Below are 19,267 nucleotides of genomic sequence, written 5' to 3'. Positions count from 1 at the left end.
CAAGGGTCATCCTTTGCGGTCAGTCAGGTCAAGCGGCAATCGCTAGCCCTTTTGAACGCGCTTTCCGAAATCGACGTTGCTGCTCTTCCCGAGGCCGTGTCTGAGGCACAGGTAGATGATGGCGAGGCTTGCCAGCAGCCAGAGTGCACCCCAGAAAATCGTGGGGCCGCCAAACTCTTCCGCCAGCATGTAGGCATCTGAACGGGCACCTGAGCGACGGATCGTGTCGTCGAAAATGTCGAAAGGTACGTAGAGGATGCTGGTCAGGCCGATGACGCGCAGGATCAGGTCGTTGACCGTGACGCTGAGGAACCGGGCCGCCGCCAGCATGGCCACGCCGGTGCCGATGCAGAAGGCAAGGGCAAAGAGGTCGCGGATATAGAGCAGCGCGACCAACAAGGTGAAGGCGCCGAGCAGGCCCAGCACGATGCGGTCTGCATTTGTTTTCAAGGCAATCATCAAGAGTGACATGCCGATGGCAAGCGAGCCGAGATACCCGGCCGTCAGCGTCAGGAACCGGCTGCCACCGCGTGTAATCGCATGGCCACCCTGCCAGGGCGAGAGAGAGATTTCCTCAACGGAACCACCGGTCAGGATGGCCGCCAGCGCGTGGGACAATTCATGCAGATAGACGATCAGGATCTTCAAGGGCACGACCAGGAAGGTGTTCCAGAAGAGGAACATCACGGCGGTAATGAGGATGAGCTGCCAATGGCCTTTGAGGATCTGCATGAAATTGAAAAGTCCGTCTGAGGGCGGAAAAGTCAAGCTGGCATGCTCGGTTCGCCCGACGTCACGCGTGCATTCCTCGGGATCCGTTGAGCTGTCGTGAGTCTCAGCGTTCCGTCAGTTTCAGTTCGATCCGGCGGTTCTTGGCCAGGGCGTCCGGTGTTTCCCCTTCTTCCAGCGGCTGGAATTCGCCGAACCCGGCTGCGACAAGCCGCTTGGGGTCGACGCCGCGTTCGATCAGGTAGCGGACCACGGAAATGGCGCGGGCGGCGGAGAGTTCCCAGTTGTTGCGAAGGCGCCCCGTGCCCGACAGGGGGCGGGCGTCGGTGTGCCCGTCGACACGCAGCACCCAGTTGATCTCGTCCGGGATCTGACCGCTGAGTTCCTGGATGGCGTCTGCAAGCTTGTCGAGCTCCTGCCGACCTTCCGGATTGATGTCTTCCTGACCGCTGTCGAAAAGCACTTCGGACTGGAACACGAACCGGTCGCCAACGACGGAGATGTCGGAACGCTGGGACAGGATTTCGCGCAGGCGACCGAAGAAGTCCGAGCGGTAGCGCGACAGTTCCTGCACGCGCTGAACCAGTGCGGCGTTCAGCCTCTTGCCGAGGCTGGCGATCTTGGCCTGGCTGTCGGCTTCCTTTGCCTCAGAAGCTTCAAGAGCAGCGTTAGCGGCAGCTATCTGGCGGCGTAGTGCCGCGATCTGCTGATTGAGCAGCTCCACCTGCGCAAGGGCGTCCTGGCTGATCTGACGTTCGTCATCGAGCAGGTTTTCCAGCTGGGTGGCACGTCCGCCGGCCGCATCGGCTGCACCGGAACTGTTTTCCAGAAGGCCAAGCAGCCGGGTCTGTTCGCTCTGTGCATCGGAAAGGCTGGCCTGCAGGCCGAGGATCGTGTCTTCCAGCTCCCCGGAATTGGCGCGCTCCAGGGCGAGAAGCTCCGTCAGCTCGCTGATCTGGGCATTCAGCCGGTTCAGCACCGTGTCGCGGCCCGAAAGCTGCTGCGACAGGAAGAACTGGGCGATCATGAAGATGGACAGCAGGAAGATGATGACGAGCAGCAGTGTCGCCATGGCATCAACGAAACCGGGCCAGTAGTCGGTCGACTGGGCCCTTCGGCGAGCGCGCAATCCTGCCAGTCCGGCCATCGTCTACTCCTTCGCGCGGTCGAAAGCGGCGGCGATCGAGGACAGAAGCCCTTCGATGCGCTTTTGCTGTTCGCCCTGGGCCTCGGCCCAGTCGCGCATCATCTGCTGTTCGGAGCGAACGTGTTTCACCAGGCCCTGAATGCCTTCGGCCAGATTGGCCATGGCCTGGTTGGCATTCTTGCTGCCGCCTTCCTCAACGCTTTTCTGCAGGGCGGAGATCGAGGCCTGTATCTGTTCGACGCCAGGTGAGTCCGGGGCATTGAACAGGCTTTCTTCCGGGTCGATGTCAGTGACCGTGGACAGCCAGTCTTCAAGCTCGTTGTAGAACCGGTTCTGGGCCTGTCCCGCCTGAAGATCCAGGAAGCCGAGCACAAGCGAGCCGGTCAGACCGAAGAGCGAGGACGAGAAGGCCGTGCCCATGCCAGAGAGCGGCGCTTCCAGGCCTGCTTTCAGGTCCTCGAAGATAACGTTGGCATCACCCGAGCCGACGTCGAGCGACTGAATGGTTGCGCCGACCGAGCTGACGGTCTGCAGCAGGCCCCAGAACGTACCGAGCAGGCCGAGGAACACCAGGAGGCCTGTGAGGTAGCGCGACATCTCGCGGCTTTCCTCAAGACGCATTCCGATGGAATCGAGGATCGAGCGGGCGGTGGTTGGCGTCAGGGCCATGTCGCCGGACTTGTTGCCGAGCAGGGCAGCCATCGGCGCCAGCAGCACCGGCGAACGCGTGTCGAGGCCCGGGTCGCCGATCCGGAAACTGTTGACCCAGGAGATTTCCGGGAACAGGCGGATCACGCGGCCGAAGAGCAGCAGCACACCGAACACGCCGACAAGCACGATCAGGCCATTCAGACCCGGGTTGCTCATGAAGGCCGTCGAAATCTGCGGGAACAGGATGAAGGCGATGAAGGCAACGATCACCAGAAAGATGATCATGAAGGTCAGATAGGCCCGCGGACTGGACAGGCTATAAGGGTCAAATTCACGGGCCATATTGCGTTATCAATCACCTGAATTGGACGTAACTGATTGATAGCGTGATTTTTAACGGCTTGGAAACCTCGAATTGCCGAAGAGACCCGAATAAAGTCTGGAAAGCCCGAAAACCGCCGGGTTTATCCAAAGGCCTTCTCATGAAGAGACGGGCCGTGGGTCCCGTCTCCCGGGGTGGGCGGTTTGCGCCGCACCTCTTTCAGGTCAGCGTCATGCGCTTTTCGAAGATGAGGGTGTTCGCGTCGCGGTGCTACCGGGAAGCGCTGGAGGCAATCAGCCCTGAGCCGGGGTTGCCGCCTTTTTCAGGAGCTGCAGCAGGTATTTGTGGGCGTCTTCGTTGCCGACAACCACATCGCCGCTTTCCAGCATCTTGTTCTTGCCCTGAAGATCGCTGACGAAACCACCGGCTTCGCGCACCATCAGGAGGCCTGCCGCAATGTCCCAGCTGTTCAGGTTGCGCTCCCAGAAACCGTCGAGACGGCCGGACGCGGTCCAGGCAAGATCGAGGGCAGCTGCGCCGCAGCGGCGGATGCCAGCAACTTCCGGCATGATGTAGCGCAGCTCGCGCAGTGTCCGGCCATGGTCGCCCGACCCGATGAAGGGCAGGCCGGTGCCGAACACCATTTCATGCAATTCGGTGCGGCCGGCAACCCGCAGGCGACGGTCGTTCAGGAAGGCGCCGCGACCGCGTTCAGCGGTGTAGAGCTCATCCATCACCGGATTGTAGATGACCCCGGCCACGATCTCGCCAGCCCGTTCCAGTGCGATGGAGGTGGCGAAGATCGGAATCCCGTGCAGGAAGTTGGTGGTGCCGTCGAGCGGGTCGACATGCCAGCGATGCTGGCCGTCGGTTCCTTCAACTTCACCGCTTTCTTCCATGACCAGCCCGAAGGTCGGGCGGGCCTTGGTCAGTTCGGCGCGCACAATGTCCTCGGCGCGGCGGTCTGCAGCCGAGACGAAATCGCCGGGTCCCTTGCGGGACACCTGGAGGTTTTCAACTTCACCGAAATCGCGAACCAGAGAGCGTCCGGCTTTCGTTGCGGCTTGAACCATCACGTTGAGGAGAGCTGTGCGGGCCATTGTTTGTCACTTGTTGTTGGGCGCCGCCCGGCAAAATCCGGGCGCGCCAATTTGAAGTCTTGCCGGGAGGAGATCAGTCCGCGCGGCGGACGTATTCCAGTGAACCGGTGTCGACGATGATCTTTTCGCCGGCGGTGATGAACGGAGGTACCATCACGCGGACGCCGTTTTCCATGAGCGCGGGCTTGTAGGACGAAGACTGGGTCTGGCCCTTCACCACTGCGTCGGCTTCCCGGATTTCCAGGGTCACGAACTGCGGCAGGGTGATGCCGATCGGGCGCTCTTCATGCAGTTCGACGGTCACCATCATGCCGTCCTGCAGGAAAGCGGCGCGGTCGCCAACGAAATCAGCCTGAAGTTCCAGCTGCTCGTAGGTTTCGGTGTCCATGAAAATCAGCATGTCTTCCTGGGTGAAGAGATACTGGAAGTCTTTCTGCTCCAGACGGACGCGCTCGACCTTGTCTTCGGAGCGGAAACGCTCGTTGAGCTTGCGGCCATCGAGCAGGTTTTTCATTTCAACCTGTGCGAAGGCACCGCCTTTGCCTGGCTTGACGTGTTGGACTTTGACAACCGCCCAAAGCGTGTCCTGGTGCTGAAGCACGTTACCGGGCTTTATTTCGTTTCCGTTGATTTTCATGGAACGACCGACTGTTTGATTTGTTTGGATCTTAGGGTCTGTTGACCATTAGAAATCCGCCGCGTCCGGTGGAAACTCCACCCAAACCACGACAAAACTCCAAAACTCAACAGAACCTTTAGCAGGGCGAGACCGGCGGGCCGCCGATGCGCCTGAAATTTGCTCGCGCCTGTCCACCACAAAAGCCGGTGGAGTTCAAGGAAAAAAGGCAAACATCCTTACGATTCCGCGCTTCCTCGCAAGGTTTACGGAGATTCCTTGCCGGGCTCCTCCGACGGGGCCATCAATGTGGCCGAATATTGTTCGGCCAGCTTGCGCGCTTCATCCATTGTGGTTTCGTCCAGACTTTCGATAATCCGGTCGAGCGAGAAATCGGAAACACCCAAGGTGCGGGCAATCAGGTGCCAGCCCGCTGCGGCAGCAAAATCCTGTTCCCGACCACGGCCGTAGGCATAGGTTCGTGCCAGCCGGTTCATCGCGACCGGATTGCCGGACGTGGCGGCCCGTTCGAACCAGTCGGCGGCTTCCGTCTCGTTCGGATCGACGCCTTTACCCTGGAACCGCAGAATGCCGTAGTAAACCTGCGCCGAAGTGTGTCCGCGGCGGGCTGCACGGCCAAGCCAGAACGCACCCAGGCCGGGGTCGTTCAGCCCGGTCTGGGCTTCCAGATAGGAAAGGCCAAGCGCGTATTGCGCTTCCGGATCGTTTAGCTGGGCGGCTTCTTCCAGCAGTTCTCGCGATTTCTTCTCGTCGAAGGGGCGGCCTTCGCCTTCCTCGTAGAGCAGGGCGAGATTGTAGAGCGCAGACGCATTGCCCGCGTTGGCAGCCTCTTCGAACAGGTCCGCTGCCTTCTTCTTGTCGACTTCGACACCGGTGCCGAGCAGATAGAGCTGGGCCAGCTGCATGGCAGAGCCGGTATCACCCTTGGCAGCGGCCAGGCTGTACCAGTCGGCAGCCTTGGCCTTGTCCTGATGAATACCGAGCCCAGCCTCGTGCAGCACGCCTAGCAGGGCCTGGGCGGCCTTGTCACCCTGTTCCGCCAAAGGGGTCGCAAGACCGAGCGCGGTCAGGAACCAGCCGCGTTGAAAAGCGGTGTATGCGGTATCAGCGTTGGCGACTTCGCCTTCTTCCAGTTTCGGCGGCCCCGCGTCGACAATGCTCAGCAGTGTCTTGTCCTTGGTCGTGACGTCGATCAGCACCGGTAACGGTTTGCCATCCGGGCCTACAGGTACGTCCGGCTCTGGCGCCGCGTCACCGGCCTCTGTTGTTTCGCTGGTGCCGGTGTTGTCCTGGGCAATGGCCGGAGAAAACGACACGGAGGACAGCATTCCAGCTGCCAGCAACCCTGCCGCAAGCAGAAAGGGGGCGTGACGTTTCCAGCGTAGGCTCGTTTCAGGTGTCGGCATGCATCCAGCTCTCGCTATTCGACTTCAGGAAAGGGATGGGCGTCCAGAATACGATTGGCTTCGGCAATCACGGATGAAATATCCGTGTCCGGTTGCCAGGCAGCATCCTTGAGGGCAACAAAATCTGCTCCGGTCGCGGCAACGTCTCCCAGAGTTTCTAGCGTGTTGCCGGCAAGTGCAACGCAGGGTGTTTCGAACAGTTCTGCCCACCAGGAGGCGCTGGACAGGGTTCTGTCATGGGCCTCGGCCTTTTCAGGCAGGTCCAGCTTGCCGAAGAAGATGTAGTCGACCCCGGTTTCGGCCCATTCCATGGAATCATGCTTCAGCTTTGTGCCGCCGGTGCCGACGATACGATCGGGTTTGAAGCTTTCCACGGCCAGCTTCAGGTCTTCCAGCGAGGTGTCGACGTGGACGCCGTCGGCGCCGCTGCGGCCGGCTGCCTGGGTATCGCGATAGACGATGGCCGCCGCACCGCCTTCCTGGATGATCGGAACAAGTTCGCTGGCAGCGGCTTGCAGATCCTTGGTGCTGGCGCCAGGGCGGTAGATCATCACGCAAGCGATGTCACCACCGGTGAAGGCCTGTTTGAGCTTTGCCGCCATGTCGGCGGTGTCAAATTCCGGCGGCGTCACGAGAAAGAGGCGGGGACGGTTCACTTGTGCGGTCCTGATTGATGTCTGATCGGGATTTTGTCCCTAAAGACGGCGAAAGAGGGACGCAAGGCCCCTCTTTCAATAAAGTGAAAGAATTTCTCTGCCGGTCCGGCCGAAAATCAGGCGATCTTCGGATCCAGTTCGCCAGACTGATAGCGTTTCGCCATGTCGGCAAGCGTAACGATCTTCTTGATCTTGGACGCCTGGCCGGCCGTGTTGAAGGCTTCCAGACGCTCGATGCACAGCTTCTGCATGGCATCGCGGGCAGGCTTCAGATATTTGCGCGGATCGAACTCGCCCGGGTTCTCGCTCAGGATCTTGCGGATCTGACCGGTCATCGCCATGCGGTTGTCGGTGTCGATGTTGACCTTGCGCACACCGTTCTTGATGCCGCGCTGGATTTCTTCCACCGGTACACCCCAGGTCTGCGGCATCTGGCCACCATACTGGTTGATGATGTCCTGCAGGTCCTGCGGCACGGAAGACGACCCATGCATGACAAGGTGGGTTTCCGGCAGGCGGCGGTGAATTTCCTCGATCACATGCATGGCAAGGATTTCGCCGTCCGGCTTGCGGGTGAACTTGTAGGCGCCGTGGCTGGTGCCCATGGCGATGGCAAGTGCGTCGACCTTGGTTTCCTGCACGAACTTGACGGCTTCTTCCGGGTCGGTCAGCAGCTGGTCATGGCTGAGCTTGCCTTCCGCGCCGTGGCCGTCTTCCTTGTCGCCCATGCCGGTTTCAAGAGACCCCAGAACACCGAGTTCGCCTTCAACGGAGATGCCGCCCAGATGGGACATGTCGGTCACGGTCTTGGTGACGCCGACGTTGTAGTCCCAGTTTGCCGGGGTCTTGCCGTCGGCTTCGAGGGAACCGTCCATCATCACAGAGGTGAAGCCGGCCTGGATGGCCGTCATGCAGGTTTGCGGAGCATTGCCGTGGTCCAGATGCACGCAGACCGGAATATGCGGATAGATTTCCACGACGGCGTCCATCATGTGCTTCAGCATCACGTCGTGGGCATAGGACCTGGCACCGCGGGAGGCCTGGATGATAACCGGGGCGTCGGTCTGGTCCGCCGCAGCCATGATCGCCAGTGCCTGCTCCATGTTGTTGATATTGAACGCCGGAACGCCGTAGTCGTGTTCAGCAGCATGATCAAGAAGCTGGCGGAGGGTGATACGTGCCATCAAAAATCTCCAGAGGGTCCGGTTCCAATGAGCCGACAAGGTTCGCGAAAAATCACGACACCTATTTTGCGGTGCGTCAAGTCCCGCTGGTTCTAACAAGATTTGTGGCCATTTAAAGAGGGCCGGCTTCGCTTAAATCAATTAAAATACAAGGGTCTGCCGGAAAACGTGTTGGCAGATTTAATTTGCGGATCGAATTAAATTGAGGCGGTCAGTACCACCGCCCGGCGAGTTCTAAACCGGCGAACTGATATCGACAAATGTTCCGGCCGGATCTCTGACAATCATCCTCATCTGGCCATAGGGCATTTCGCGAGGTGCCTCGACCACGTTCACACCGAGTGTCAGGGCACGCTCGTATACCTTTGAACAGTCGTCGACGACAAAGGTCAGGATCACTCCTGCGGTGGCGCGCTGGGCACGTGCCGGGACAATCTCGCTGGTCTGTTTCAGGATGCCCAGCTCGAGGGCCGGGTTATCGGCATCGGCAAGGTTTACAAACCAGTCGGACACGAATTGCGGCTGCAGGCCCAGGAGGTTCTGATAGAAGGCCGCCGTTGCGGCGACCTCCTCGGTCAGAATGTTGGTGAAACAGCGTTGCATGACAGATTTCACCCCGCTTCGATGTCAGGCTTCGAGTGCTTTCACCCCCGGCAGTTCCTTGCCTTCCAGCCATTCCAGGAAGGCGCCGCCGGCTGTGGAGACATAGGAGAAATCGTCAGCCGCTCCCGCGTGGTTGAGCGCTGCGACGGTGTCGCCGCCACCGGCTACGGAATTCAGCTTGCCCGCCTTGGTGTTGGCAGCGGCATGCTTGGCAGCCGCAACGGTTGCGGTGTCGAACGGGGCGATTTCGAACGCGCCCAGGGGGCCATTCCAGACCAGGGTCCTGGCGGCGTCGATCTTGGTTTTCACCGTTTCGATGGATGCTGCGCCGACATCGAGGATCATGCCGTCCGCCGGGATGGCGTCGAGCGAAACAGTTTCGTTGTCCGCGCCGGCCTTGAATTCCCTGGCAACAACGGCATCGGCAGGCAAGACGATCTCACAACCGGCCTTGTCGGCTGCGGTCATGATGCGTTTTGCGGTTTCGGCCAGATCATGCTCGCACAGCGACTTGCCGACGTCCGTGCCTTGTGCGGCCAGGAAGGTGTTGGCCATGCCGCCGCCGATAACAAGCATGTCGACCTTGGCAACGAGGTTTTCCAGCAGATCGATCTTGGAAGAAACTTTCGCTCCGCCGACAACGGCGAGAACCGGACGAACAGGATTGCCGAGCGCGGAGCCCAGGGCTTCAAGTTCCGCCTGCATGGTGCGGCCGGCATAGGCTGGCAGAAGCCGGGCAATGCCCTCGGTGGAGCCGTGGGCCCGGTGTGCCGCCGAAAAGGCGTCGTTGACATAGATGTCGCCATTGGCGGCCAGAGCCTTGGCGAAGTCCGGGTCGTTCTTTTCTTCACCGGCATGGAAGCGGGTGTTTTCGAGCAGCAGGACATCGCCATCGACCATGACGTCGACAGCATCCTTTGCCGCCTGGCCGATGCAGTCGTCTGCAAAGACAACGGGTCTGCCAAGCAGGCCGGCAACCGCCAGGGCGACCGGGCCGAGCGACATGTCGGCAACGCGCGCGCCTTTCGGGCGGCCGAAATGGGCGAGCAGGATGACCTTTGCCTTCTTGTCGGACAGTTCGCGAATAGTCGGCAGGACTCGCTCGATACGGGTGGTATCGGAAACCTTGCCGCCATCCATTGGCACGTTGAGGTCGACGCGGACCAGAACGCGTTTGCCGGCAATGTCAGTCAGATCATCGAGAGTTTTGAAAGCCATTGATTTACCTGTTGGAAATCGCCCGTCTTCAAGGACGGCTGGAGTTGGTGGAAACGGCGATGCCGATGCCGAACAAGGTCAGGAGAATGCCGAAGGACCGTTCCATCCAGAGCTTGGCACGCATGAACTTGAGGCGTACGGCGGGAAGCGTGAAGAAGACGGTCACCAGAACAAACCAAAGGAACACGCCGCCCGCCATGATCACGCCGTAACCGATCTGGGTCCAGAGCGGCGTTTCGGGAGACGTCACCTGCAGAAACACCGAAAGGGCGAACATGGTGGCTTTCGGATTGGTCACGTTGGTGAAGAAGCCCCAGCGAAGCGCGCGGAAGGGCGACATGCCGGACAGGGCACCGTCGGCCGGCATCTCCTTAGATGCCGTGCGGTACATGGTGACGCCCAGGAAAACGAGGTAGGCAGCGCCGATCAGTTTCAGCGCGTTGAAGAGCAGGATCGACTGGGAAACGATCAGGCCGATACCCGCCAGTGCGTAAGTGACGTGTACGCCGAGGGCCAGCGCGATGCCGAGCGCAGTCATGATGCCGGCGAGCCGTCCGCCGATGAGGGCATTGCGCAGGACAACGGCAAAGTCGGGCCCGGGAACGATTGCGACCACGACGGTCAGCGAAATGACGGTGAGCAGTTCGAGCAAGCAGGGAACTCCGGGAAGGATAAGGATCGAACAGGGAGAGTTATCGATCTGGCGGTGATTGAAGGTTGGCCATCGTTTCGGACTTTTGGCCATCAACATCCGGCTGCCAGGACCGTTTGGTGTTTCTTGCGGAGCGTTCCTTCGACCGTTCCACGAAATAGAAGCCGACGCCGATCAGGACAACAAATACGATCAGAAAAGTCAGCGTGGTCATGGTCAGGATCCTTCAATTGGACTCAGGAATTTCCAGCCGGGGAATCCGGCTTTCGCAAGACATCGGTATTGAGGCTGCCCATGTCAGGCTCATCGTCCTGATCTGAAGGGAACCGTTCGTTGTCCCGCTTCATATCGAGCCAGTAGAACCCGAAACCCACAAGGCAACCAACCGCGAACAACGACCCAAGAATGACCAGTAGAGCGGTCATGACGGCGTCTCCAGGATTGAACTGCAAGTCTGCAGCACCAGTCTACATGACCTTTGCCCCGGGGCTATGCCTGAATCGAGAAAGTTTTTTGCGGCTTTGCCGGAAAGACATCCATACCGACAAAAAAGACGCCGGATGAACCGGCGTCTTTCGAAGGCAGGGATCAGATGAGCTTTGCCATCGCCACGGCCGTGTCGGCCATGCGGTTGGAGAAGCCCCATTCGTTGTCGTACCAGGACAGGATGCGCACGAAAGTGCCGTCCATGACCTTGGTCTGGTCGCAATGGAAGACCGAGGAATGGCTGTCATGGTTGAAGTCCATCGAAACCAGCTTGTCTTCGGTGTAGCCGAGCACGCCCTTCAGCTTGCCGTTTGCGGCTGCCTTGATGGCTTCGTTGATTTCTTCAACGGTGGTGTCGCGCTTGGCGATGAAGTTCAGGTCGACCACGGAAACGTTCGGGGTCGGGACACGAATGGCCACACCGTCCATCTTGCCGGCCAGGTCCGGCAGTACCAGGCCGACGGCCTTTGCAGCGCCGGTGGAGGTCGGGATCATGGACATGGCCGCAGCACGGGCGCGGTAGAGATCCTTGTGCATGGTGTCCAGCGTCGGCTGGTCACCGGTGTACGAGTGGATCGTGGTCATGAAACCTTTTTCAATGCCGATGGTTTCGTTCAGCACATAGGCGACCGGGGACAGGCAGTTGGTGGTGCAGGACGCGTTGGATACGACCAGGTCGTTTGCGGTCAGCGCATCGTGGTTGACACCGTAGACGATGGTCTTGTCGGCGCCGTCGGCCGGGGCGGAGACCAGAACGCGCTTGGCGCCGGCTTCCAGATGCATGGAGGCCTTTTCCTTGGCGGTGAAGATGCCGGTGCATTCCATGGCGACTTCAACGCCAAGCTCGCCCCAGGGCAGTTCCTTCGGGTCGCGGATCGCGGTCACCTTGATCGGCTTGCCGCCACCGACGGAAATGGTGTCGCCATCGACCTTGACCTCTGCCGGGAAACGGCCGTGCACGCTGTCGTAACGCAGCAGATGCGCGTTGGTCTCGACCGGGCCGAGATCGTTGATCGCAACGACTTCAATGTCGGTGCGGCCGGATTCGACGATCGCACGCAGCACATTGCGGCCGATGCGTCCAAATCCATTGATTGCTACCTTGGTTACCATAATCCACTCCCGCAATCTTCGGTGTGCCTCAGAAGGGGCTAAACCGATTTAAAAACCACATAGTGTGGTCACTTGAAAAGCACTTGATGTGCCCGTAGGCCCGGCACCATAGGAGGAAGTCTTGGTGCCGGGAATTGATTTCGGTTAAACGCTGAGCTTTGCCTTGGCGGCTGCAACCACGGCGTCCGCCGTGATGCCGAAATGCTCGTAGAGTTCCTTGTAAGGCGCGCTCGCGCCAAAGCCGGTCATGCCGACAAAGATACCGTCCGCACCAATAAAGCGGTCCCAGCCCATGCGGATGCCGGCTTCAACGGCGATCTTGACCGGGCTGTTGCCGATGACGGCGGCCTTGTAGTCGTCTGACTGTGCTTCGAAAAGTTCGTACGACGGAACGGAGACAACGCGCACGGCGATGCCGGCCGTGCTCAGGTCCTTTTGCGCGTTGACGGCGATTTCGACTTCCGAACCGGTCGCGAAGATGGTCACGGCCGCGTCTTCGTCGCTGTCGATCAGCACATAGGCACCCTTGGCGCAGAGGTTGTTTTCCTCGTAGGTCTTGCGCAGTGACGGCAGGTTCTGACGGGTCAGTGCCAGGACCGACGGTCCGTCGCGGTTCTCCAGCGACAGCTGCCAGCACTCGAGCGTCTCGGTGATGTCGGCCGGACGGAAGAAGGTCAGGTTCGGGATCGCGCGCAGGGCGGCGAAATGTTCCACCGGCTGGTGGGTCGGACCGTCTTCGCCAAGACCGATGGAATCATGGGTCATGACGTGAATGACCCGCTGGCCCATGAGGGCTGCGAGACGGATCGACGGACGGCAGTAATCGGAGAAGATCAGGAAGCCGCCGGAATAGGGGATCAGGCCGCCGTGCAGAGCCATGCCGTTCATTGCTGCCGCCATGCCGTGTTCACGGATGCCGTAGTGGATGTAACGGCCGGAGAAATCGTCCGGGGTGACCGGCGCGGTCTGAGGCGTCTTGGTGTTGTTGGAACCGGTCAGGTCGGCGGAGCCGCCAATGGTTTCCGGAACAACTTCGTTGATGACGCCCAGAACAGCTTCGGAAGCCTTGCGGGTCGCCATGGTCGGCTGTTCGTCGGCGAGCTTCTTCTTGTAGTCCAGAACGGCCTGGGTGAAGCCGGCCGGCAGGTCGCCACGATTGCGGCGCTCGAATTCGGCGCGGGTCTCGGCGTCAGCTTCGGCAAAGCGCTTCTGCCAGTCCTTGTGAGCCTGGGCGGAGCGAAGGCCGGCAATGCGCCAGGCGTCCAGAATGTCGCTCGGAACTTCAAACGGCGCGTGCGGCCAGTTGAGCGCGGCACGGGTGCCGGAAATTTCGTCTGCACCAAGCGGCGAGCCGTGAACCTTCGCGGTGCCTGCCTTGGTCGGTGCACCGAAGCCGATGGTGGTCTTGGCGGCGATCAGGGTCGGGCGGTCGCTGGCCTGTGCCTGGCGGATCGCTGCGGAAATGGCGACCGGATCGTGACCGTCGACGCTGAGCGTGTTCCAGCCGGAGGCGGCAAAACGGGCCTGCTGGTCGGTTGAATCGGTGATTTCGACCTTGCCGTCGATGGAGATGCCGTTGTCGTCCCAGATGACGATCAGCTTGTTGAGCTTCAGGTGACCCGCCAGCGACAGGGCTTCCTGGCTGATGCCTTCCATGAGACAGCCGTCACCGGCCAGCACATAGGTGTAGTGATCGACAAGATCTTCGCCGAAGCGGGTGGACTGCAGGCGCTCGGCGATGGCCATGCCGACCGCGTTGCCGAGACCCTGGCCGAGCGGGCCGGTGGTGGTCTCGATGCCAGCGCCGTGGCCGTATTCCGGGTGCCCGGCAGTGCGTGCGCCTAGCTGACGGAAATTCTTGATCTCGTCGAGGGAGAAGTCTTCATAGCCCAGCAGATACAGCAGGCTGTAAAGCAGCATCGAGCCGTGACCGGCGGACAGAACGAAGCGGTCGCGGTCGGCCCAGTTCGGGGATGTCGGATCGAATTTCAGGAATTCGGTAAAAAGAACTGTCGCGATATCCGCAGCGCCCATGGGCAGGCCGGGGTGACCGGAATTAGCCTTTTCCACGGCATCGATGGCAAGAAAGCGGATCGCATTTGCCATGCGCTGGTGTTTATCAAGATCGGTCATCGTGGTCCCGTTGCTTGCTTTGGAGCCCCCCTTGGCCGAAGCAGAGAGCCCGGCAAGGTTGTTTTGAGGTGCGTTGCTCAAGAATTAACACTCGTCAATCTCGAACAGGCGCCAGACAAATATCAGGAACGGCACCCGAGTCAATAAAGCTGGTTTGGGTCTTTTGAGGGCATTGCCGGGGAAGAATTTTTTCTTCCACGCGTTATAGAGTTGAGGATTCTGCCAATGGTGGCATTGACTGAGAGAAGTTGCGGTGCCTAAGCTCGACGCTCTAACAAAGATTTGCTTTTTCGCCGTGAAACGTGCTTTGCCGCGCATTCTCTGAAATGCCCGTAATTTGAGCAGCAACTCCAGGGTCGAAAGCGCCAAATCTCCAGTCTGACCTAGGAAGGAATGGGCGGACCGCCGCAGAAGAACGATTGGGACGACGTAATTAATGGCGGATGTCGACTGCATGGAAAAGACCAGCCTGGCCGATGCGGTAAAGCGGCTGGACAAAGCCGTCGGCAATCTCGAAGCGGCTGTCCAGCGCCGTCTTGATGCAGACAGGTCGCTCAATGCCCTGCAGGACGACCTGCAGCGGCTCGGCGAAGACCGTTCGCAACTGGCAGCCTCACTCGATGAAAGCGAAGCACGGGCTTCCCGGCTGGAAGAGGCCAACCGGGATGTCTCCCGGCGGCTCGTCTCGGCAATGGAAACCATCCGCAGCGTGCTCGACGCGCACGGAGGCTAGGCGCATATGGCTCAGATCACGGTTACCATCAACGGCAAGTCCTTCCGCATGGCCTGCGATGACGGCGAGGAAGAGCGCTTGATGGGCCTTGCTGCCCGTTTCGATGGCTGGATCAACGACTTGCGAGGCGCCTTCGGCGAAATCGGCGACCAGCGCCTGACGGTAATGGCCGGCATCATGGCGGCCGACCAGCTTTCGGAACTGGAGCGCAAGGTCGCCCGGCTTGAAGAACAGCTGGCCGATGCCAAGAAACAGCAGGTGGCCGCGCTCGACAACATGAGCCAGAACGAGGAAGAGCTGTCGCGTGCCGTCAATACTGCCGCCGCTCGGATCGAAAGCCTTGCGGACGGTCTTTCCAAGAGCTTGCGGGCCCAGGACAACGCCTGAGGCGACCGCCTTTCCGGCCAGACGGCAACGGAGAGTGCCCGCAACTTCGTTTGTGATGAAATCCATGCCGCACTGGTAATTGCCGCCGCACCGGATTATATGCGGTACTTGCGGCTGCCCGATACGTCAGGAACATTATCCCCGGGGCCTTACGCATTCCCTTGGGAGCTGTCCCTGCGCTGGGCCGTGGTCCGTTGCATACGGCGCCCACCTACATTGTAGGTTTCCCGGGATTGCAAATCCAACGGTCGGGCGGCTGCGCGTTTCCTTTTCAGGACGCGGGCCGATCCATTCTATTCGAGGCCCCATGACCGACCTTTCCTCCATTGCTGCCGAAAAAGACAGTCTTCGCAAGCAGGTGCTTGCCCGCCGCAAGGCAATGCCGGAGGTGGAGCGGATCGAGCACAGCCTGATGCTCAGCGATCACGCCGAAGATCTGCCGCTGCCGGCAGGAGCAGTTGTTGCCGGGTTCTGGCCGATCCGGGACGAAATCGACCCGCGCCCGCTGATGGACCGCCTGCGCCAGCTTGGGCACCCCCTGTGCCTGCCCGTGATGACCGGCCCGAGCCTCATCTTTCGCCGCCTGGAGCGGGATACGGAACTGGTTTCCGCCGGTTTCGGCACCTCCGAACCCGGCCCCTCTGCCGAGGAAGTGCGCCCGGATGTTCTTCTGATGCCGCTTGCCGGCTTTGACGGCAAAGGCACGCGCATCGGTTACGGCAAGGCTTTTTACGACATTACAATTGCGCAGCTGCAACACTCCGGGCCCCTTTTGTGCATCGGGCTTGCCTTTTCCGTGCAGGAGGTTGACCGCGTCCCCGCGGAAGCGCATGACAAGCCGTTGAATGGGATTCTGACCGAGCAGGGGTACCGGGCGTTCGGCTGACGGCGAAAGTGATCGCCGAAGCAGGCCGCCCAGTGAGGATATATGCGTATTCTGTTTCTGGGCGATCTTGTCGGCCGCGTGGGCCGTACCGCCGTCATTGAGCAATTGCCGGAGCTGGTGGAAAGCAACCAGCTCGATTTCGTGATCGTCAACGGTGAGAACGCTGCGTCCGGGTTCGGCATTACCGAGACGATCCTGCAGGACGTTCTGGATGCGGGCGCCGACGTCGTGACCACCGGCAACCACGTCTGGGACCAGCGTGACACCCTGGTCTATATCGAGCGACAGGACAGGCTGCTTCGGCCGGTCAATTACCCATCCGGGACACCGGGGCGCGGTGCGCACCTCTTCACGGCCAGAAACGGCGCAAGGGTGATGGTGGCCAATGTGATGGGCCGCGTTTACATGGATGCGCTCGACGATCCCTTCGCTGCCATCGACAACGTCATCAACGGGTGTCCGCTTGGCGATGTGGCCGATGCCATCATCGTCGACATGCATGCCGAGGCCACCAGCGAGAAACAGGCCATGGGCCACTTCCTGGATGGCCGGGTCAGTCTCGTTGTCGGAACGCACACCCATGTGCCGACGGCCGATCACCAGATCCTGGAAAACGGCACGGCCTATATGTCCGACGCGGGCATGTGCGGTGCTTATGACAGCGTTTTGGGCATGGACAAGGAAGAGCCGGTCAACCGGTTCCAGCGCAAGATACCAAGCTCCCGGTTCACACCGGCAACAGGCGATCCGACCATCTGCGGTGTGGCCATCGAGACGGACGATCGGACCGGGCTTGCCGAGCGGGTTGCGCCGCTTCGCATAGGCGGCCGGCTGGAGCCTGTGATCCCGTCCTTCTGGCCGAACGGGGCTTGACCACGGCCGAGAATTTCTCTGCGCTGGATTTTCCGGGTCAACTTGCCTATAAGCGGCGCAGTTTTCACTGACATCACCTGTAAAGAACCGAGAAGAGCCATGGCAGGCCATTCAAAATTCAAGAACATCATGCACCGCAAGGGACGCCAGGACGCGGCCCGTTCCAAGATGTTCTCCAAGCTGTCCAAGGAAATTACCGTCGCCGCGAAGATGGGCGACCCGGATCCGGACGCGAACCCGCGCCTGCGCCTTGCCGTCCAGAACGCCAAGGCCCAGTCCATGCCGAAGGAAAACATCCAGCGGGCGATCAACAAGTCCCAGTCCGGTGACGACGACAACTACGAGGAAGTCCGTTACGAAGGCTACGGCCCGGCAGGTGTTGCCGTGGTCGTCGAAGCCCTGACCGACAACCGCAACCGGTCCGCCTCCAACATCCGCTCCTATTTCACCAAATGCGGTGGGTCGCTGGGAGAAACGGGCTCGGTCTCCTTCATGTTCGACCGTGTTGGCGAAATTATCTACAAGCCGGAAGCCGGTGAAGCCGACGCGGTTCTGGAAGCTGCGATCGAAGCCGGCGCGGAAGACGTTCAGTCCGACGAGAGCGGTCACACGATCTACACCGCCTTTGAAGATCTGAACGATGTTTCCGCTGCTCTGGAACAGGCACTGGGCGAAGCGGATTCGACCAAGATCATCTGGAAGCCGCAGAACCTGACGCCGGTCAACGCGGACAAGGCCCAAACCATGATGAAACTCATCGACATGCTGGAAGACGACGACGACGTCCAGAACGTCTACTCCAACTTCGATGTCGACGAAGAAACCATGGCCTCTCTGGCTTCCTGAGTAAAACAGGATATGGATCTGAAAACCCCGGCCCTGCCGGGGTTTTTGTTTTGGCGTTCCTGAGGCTCGCACCTTCCTTGAACCAAGGAGACCGATCGCATGTTCAATATCTTCGACCTGACGCAGAAAGACCCGAAGACCTTGCAGGAGCGTGCGCTGAAGCTGGCGGAGGAAGCCGGAGAACTGGCACAGGCTGTTCTTTCGGCAACGAAGGCACCGGGCAGCGAATACAAGAACCAGACGCTGGCAGATGTCCGTGAAGAAGCCGCCGATGCTGCGATCGTGGCGATGAGCGTTCTGGCGCAGGCTTCTTCAAGCAGGGAAGAGTTCGAGGCAGAACTCACGCGGCTGATGGCGGAAAAATGTGCCAAATGGCAGGAGAAGCTGCAGGAAAAGCCTTTGGCCGAATAGGGTTTGCACCGCGTTTTTGGGGCGGGTTTTGCAATATCTGAAGCCAGATAAATATGGCTTTCTTCTTTTCACCCTCATCTTGAGGAGCCGTGTTAGCGGCGTCTCGAAAGATGGGCCACTTGTACCTGAGTGCGCAGCCCATCCTTCGAGACAGCGCTTCGCGCTTCCTCAGGATGAGGAGGTGGGTGGAGCCGACGCAAGATTCCGGATTGGAACCGCCTACCGGAAAAGCGGATCCAGCAGGGGCATGCTGGAGAGGGCGGCGAGGGCGATCAGGCCGTAGGCCAGCTTACGATAGAGTTTCGGGTCGGCGTGCTTGAAGCCGTTGGAGCCGAGATAGATCGCAAGGGCATAGACGGGGATCGCCATGATCAGGAGGTGGAACACTTCCAGCGTGAAGAAGCCGTTGAAGATATAGGCAACGAAGGTTCCGATACTCGCAAGCGCGAAGAACACGATCAGGTTGGCACGGACGATTGCCGGTTCCTTGGCGCTGGAGAGCCAGAAGGCAACCACTGGCGGGCCGGAGACCTGCGAGATGCCGCCGAGGATGCCCGCAACTGCGCCAACCCCAAGCGACACCGGCCTGGAGGGTTTGCGTTCATAGCGCCAGCCGGACACCAGCAGCAGTAGCAGTCCGGTCACGATTGCAAAGATCGTCCAGCGTAGAACCAGCACGTCCGCGTTGGCCAGAAGCCAGGCGCCGACGTGAACAAAGACCACGGCACCAACGACCGCGGGAAGCACTGTCGACCAGTTGCACAGCCTGAGCGCCCTGACCACCAAAGGCAGTGCGACAATGCCGTCGATGAACAGAAAGGTGGCGGCCGCGGTTGACGGCAGCATGACGCTGGCGGCCACCGGCATGAAGATCATTCCCGCACCGAACCCTGCAAACCCGCGCACGCAACCGGCCACAAACAGGACCACGGCGAGGAACACCAGAAGGCCGGGCGGAAAGGAGCTGAAGATGTCGGCCATGGGAACTCGCGGAACGGACGGGATCAAAAAGGGATTGGCCCGGCAGATCGCGGGCCTTGGCGGGGGAGGTGGCCTGCCGGTAGGGGCAAGGCCGGATTAAACACGTTGTGAGG

At 60.3% G+C, this 19,267-nt stretch carries 22 protein-coding genes and 1 other RNA gene; 7 read left to right on the top strand and 16 right to left on the bottom strand.

Translation table 11 applies throughout. From position 1 onward, the window contains the following. Positions 1–42: 42 nt before the first annotated feature. The 15 genes from HCG46_RS07210 to tkt all read right to left on the bottom strand — a co-directional run bounded on the left by HCG46_RS07210 (position 43) and on the right by tkt (position 14,037). A complete protein-coding gene (locus HCG46_RS07210) occupies positions 43–732 on the bottom strand; it encodes a M50 family metallopeptidase (protein WP_168685363.1) in 690 nt (229 codons plus the stop codon). Positions 733–835: 103 nt separating this feature from the next. After that, positions 836–1,876 (bottom strand): peptidoglycan -binding protein, encoded by a 1,041-nt coding sequence (locus HCG46_RS07205; protein ID WP_023003479.1) that lies wholly within the window; start codon positions 1,874–1,876, stop codon positions 836–838. 3 nt (positions 1,877–1,879) lie between these two features. Continuing rightward, complete coding sequence (locus HCG46_RS07200) at positions 1,880–2,869, bottom strand: flagellar motor protein MotA (protein ID WP_023003478.1); 990 nt, start codon at positions 2,867–2,869, stop codon at positions 1,880–1,882. A gap of 273 nt (positions 2,870–3,142) precedes the next feature. Beyond that, entirely contained in the window at positions 3,143–3,949 is an 807-nt protein-coding gene (locus tag HCG46_RS07195; RefSeq protein ID WP_152505519.1) for an inositol monophosphatase family protein, read from the bottom strand. A gap of 73 nt (positions 3,950–4,022) precedes the next feature. Further along, positions 4,023–4,586, bottom strand: a complete 564-nt coding sequence (efp, locus tag HCG46_RS07190) for an elongation factor P (RefSeq protein ID WP_006932138.1) — start codon at positions 4,584–4,586, stop codon at positions 4,023–4,025. 245 nt (positions 4,587–4,831) lie between these two features. Then, positions 4,832–5,992: a tetratricopeptide repeat protein gene (locus tag HCG46_RS07185; RefSeq protein WP_168685361.1), complete on the bottom strand. Its 1,161-nt coding sequence runs from the start codon at positions 5,990–5,992 to the stop codon at positions 4,832–4,834. Positions 5,993–6,006: 14 nt separating this feature from the next. Next, positions 6,007–6,648 carry a thiamine phosphate synthase gene (locus HCG46_RS07180; RefSeq protein WP_062487041.1) on the bottom strand — a complete coding sequence of 214 codons (642 nt, stop codon included), beginning with the start codon at positions 6,646–6,648 and terminating at the stop codon, positions 6,007–6,009. 116 nt (positions 6,649–6,764) lie between these two features. Continuing rightward, positions 6,765–7,832, bottom strand: coding sequence for a class II fructose-bisphosphate aldolase (gene fba, locus HCG46_RS07175; RefSeq protein WP_023003474.1), 1,068 nt, complete (start codon positions 7,830–7,832; stop codon positions 6,765–6,767). Positions 7,833–8,066: 234 nt separating this feature from the next. Beyond that, the gene (locus HCG46_RS07170) at positions 8,067–8,435 is read right to left on the bottom strand and encodes a VOC family protein (protein WP_168685359.1); all 369 of its coding nucleotides are present in this window, start codon (positions 8,433–8,435) and stop codon (positions 8,067–8,069) included. Between the two features lie 24 nt (positions 8,436–8,459). Further along, a complete protein-coding gene (locus HCG46_RS07165; RefSeq protein WP_168685357.1) occupies positions 8,460–9,653 on the bottom strand; it encodes a phosphoglycerate kinase in 1,194 nt (397 codons plus the stop codon). A 28-nt stretch (positions 9,654–9,681) separates the two neighbouring features. Then, on the bottom strand, positions 9,682–10,305 hold the full coding sequence (locus HCG46_RS07160) for a LysE family transporter (RefSeq protein WP_023003471.1): 624 nt from the start codon (positions 10,303–10,305) through the stop codon (positions 9,682–9,684). Positions 10,306–10,345: 40 nt separating this feature from the next. Further along, entirely contained in the window at positions 10,346–10,519 is a 174-nt protein-coding gene (locus tag HCG46_RS07155) for a hypothetical protein (protein ID WP_023003470.1), read from the bottom strand. Positions 10,520–10,541: 22 nt separating this feature from the next. Further along, on the bottom strand, positions 10,542–10,730 hold the full coding sequence (locus HCG46_RS07150) for a hypothetical protein (RefSeq protein ID WP_023003469.1): 189 nt from the start codon (positions 10,728–10,730) through the stop codon (positions 10,542–10,544). A 163-nt stretch (positions 10,731–10,893) separates the two neighbouring features. Next, positions 10,894–11,904: a type I glyceraldehyde-3-phosphate dehydrogenase gene (gene gap / locus HCG46_RS07145; protein WP_023003466.1), complete on the bottom strand. Its 1,011-nt coding sequence runs from the start codon at positions 11,902–11,904 to the stop codon at positions 10,894–10,896. Between the two features lie 144 nt (positions 11,905–12,048). Next, positions 12,049–14,037, bottom strand: coding sequence for a transketolase (tkt, locus tag HCG46_RS07140; protein WP_031270523.1), 1,989 nt, complete (start codon positions 14,035–14,037; stop codon positions 12,049–12,051). 454 nt (positions 14,038–14,491) lie between these two features. On the opposite strand from tkt, the gene HCG46_RS07135 reads away from it, so the two are divergent. From HCG46_RS07135 to HCG46_RS07105, 7 genes are all read left to right on the top strand, one after another. Next, positions 14,492–14,770, top strand: coding sequence for a DUF4164 domain-containing protein (locus HCG46_RS07135; RefSeq protein ID WP_023003460.1), 279 nt, complete (start codon positions 14,492–14,494; stop codon positions 14,768–14,770). 6 nt (positions 14,771–14,776) lie between these two features. Continuing rightward, positions 14,777–15,157, top strand: coding sequence for a cell division protein ZapA (locus HCG46_RS07130; RefSeq protein ID WP_023003457.1), 381 nt, complete (start codon positions 14,777–14,779; stop codon positions 15,155–15,157). Between the two features lie 108 nt (positions 15,158–15,265). Further along, a non-coding RNA gene (ssrS, locus tag HCG46_RS07125) (6S RNA) lies at positions 15,266–15,420 on the top strand. A gap of 44 nt (positions 15,421–15,464) precedes the next feature. Continuing rightward, complete coding sequence (locus tag HCG46_RS07120; RefSeq protein WP_062487054.1) at positions 15,465–16,043, top strand: 5-formyltetrahydrofolate cyclo-ligase; 579 nt, start codon at positions 15,465–15,467, stop codon at positions 16,041–16,043. A gap of 42 nt (positions 16,044–16,085) precedes the next feature. Further along, positions 16,086–16,916, top strand: coding sequence for a TIGR00282 family metallophosphoesterase (locus tag HCG46_RS07115; protein ID WP_055661200.1), 831 nt, complete (start codon positions 16,086–16,088; stop codon positions 16,914–16,916). Between the two features lie 99 nt (positions 16,917–17,015). After that, positions 17,016–17,762 (top strand): YebC/PmpR family DNA-binding transcriptional regulator, encoded by a 747-nt coding sequence (locus HCG46_RS07110; protein ID WP_023003451.1) that lies wholly within the window; start codon positions 17,016–17,018, stop codon positions 17,760–17,762. A 99-nt stretch (positions 17,763–17,861) separates the two neighbouring features. Further along, positions 17,862–18,173 carry a MazG-like family protein gene (locus tag HCG46_RS07105; protein ID WP_023003450.1) on the top strand — a complete coding sequence of 104 codons (312 nt, stop codon included), beginning with the start codon at positions 17,862–17,864 and terminating at the stop codon, positions 18,171–18,173. A gap of 219 nt (positions 18,174–18,392) precedes the next feature. Here the strand turns inward: HCG46_RS07105 and HCG46_RS07100 are convergent, their stop codons facing one another. Continuing rightward, complete coding sequence (locus tag HCG46_RS07100; protein ID WP_077291772.1) at positions 18,393–19,154, bottom strand: sulfite exporter TauE/SafE family protein; 762 nt, start codon at positions 19,152–19,154, stop codon at positions 18,393–18,395. Between the last annotated feature and the right edge of the window lie 113 nt (positions 19,155–19,267).

This window comes from Labrenzia sp. PO1, assembly GCF_012273635.1.
Lineage (GTDB): Bacteria > Pseudomonadota > Alphaproteobacteria > Rhizobiales > Stappiaceae > Roseibium > Roseibium algicola.
Note: the sequence above shows the minus strand (reverse complement) of the source record. Positions and strands in the feature narration are given on the sequence as shown.

Bases quoted from the DNA above. Each gene is read 5' to 3' on its own strand.
- HCG46_RS07210 (WP_168685363.1), bottom strand. From the start codon at position 732: ATGCAGATCCTCAAAGGCCATTGGCAGCTCATCCTCATTACCGCCGTG.
- HCG46_RS07205 (WP_023003479.1), bottom strand. From the start codon at position 1,876: ATGGCCGGACTGGCAGGATTGCGCGCTCGCCGAAGGGCCCAGTCGACC.
- HCG46_RS07200 (WP_023003478.1), bottom strand. From the start codon at position 2,869: ATGGCCCGTGAATTTGACCCTTATAGCCTGTCCAGTCCGCGGGCCTAT.
- HCG46_RS07195 (WP_152505519.1), bottom strand. From the start codon at position 3,949: ATGGCCCGCACAGCTCTCCTCAACGTGATGGTTCAAGCCGCAACGAAA.
- efp (WP_006932138.1), bottom strand. From the start codon at position 4,586: ATGAAAATCAACGGAAACGAAATAAAGCCCGGTAACGTGCTTCAGCAC.
- HCG46_RS07185 (WP_168685361.1), bottom strand. From the start codon at position 5,992: ATGCCGACACCTGAAACGAGCCTACGCTGGAAACGTCACGCCCCCTTT.
- fba (WP_023003474.1), bottom strand. From the start codon at position 7,832: ATGGCACGTATCACCCTCCGCCAGCTTCTTGATCATGCTGCTGAACAC.
- HCG46_RS07170 (WP_168685359.1), bottom strand. From the start codon at position 8,435: ATGCAACGCTGTTTCACCAACATTCTGACCGAGGAGGTCGCCGCAACG.
- HCG46_RS07165 (WP_168685357.1), bottom strand. From the start codon at position 9,653: ATGGCTTTCAAAACTCTCGATGATCTGACTGACATTGCCGGCAAACGC.
- HCG46_RS07155 (WP_023003470.1), bottom strand. From the start codon at position 10,519: ATGACCACGCTGACTTTTCTGATCGTATTTGTTGTCCTGATCGGCGTC.
- HCG46_RS07150 (WP_023003469.1), bottom strand. From the start codon at position 10,730: ATGACCGCTCTACTGGTCATTCTTGGGTCGTTGTTCGCGGTTGGTTGC.
- gap (WP_023003466.1), bottom strand. From the start codon at position 11,904: ATGGTAACCAAGGTAGCAATCAATGGATTTGGACGCATCGGCCGCAAT.
- tkt (WP_031270523.1), bottom strand. From the start codon at position 14,037: ATGACCGATCTTGATAAACACCAGCGCATGGCAAATGCGATCCGCTTT.
- HCG46_RS07135 (WP_023003460.1), top strand. From the start codon at position 14,492: ATGGAAAAGACCAGCCTGGCCGATGCGGTAAAGCGGCTGGACAAAGCC.
- HCG46_RS07130 (WP_023003457.1), top strand. From the start codon at position 14,777: ATGGCTCAGATCACGGTTACCATCAACGGCAAGTCCTTCCGCATGGCC.
- HCG46_RS07120 (WP_062487054.1), top strand. From the start codon at position 15,465: ATGACCGACCTTTCCTCCATTGCTGCCGAAAAAGACAGTCTTCGCAAG.
- HCG46_RS07115 (WP_055661200.1), top strand. From the start codon at position 16,086: ATGCGTATTCTGTTTCTGGGCGATCTTGTCGGCCGCGTGGGCCGTACC.
- HCG46_RS07110 (WP_023003451.1), top strand. From the start codon at position 17,016: ATGGCAGGCCATTCAAAATTCAAGAACATCATGCACCGCAAGGGACGC.
- HCG46_RS07105 (WP_023003450.1), top strand. From the start codon at position 17,862: ATGTTCAATATCTTCGACCTGACGCAGAAAGACCCGAAGACCTTGCAG.
- HCG46_RS07100 (WP_077291772.1), bottom strand. From the start codon at position 19,154: ATGGCCGACATCTTCAGCTCCTTTCCGCCCGGCCTTCTGGTGTTCCTC.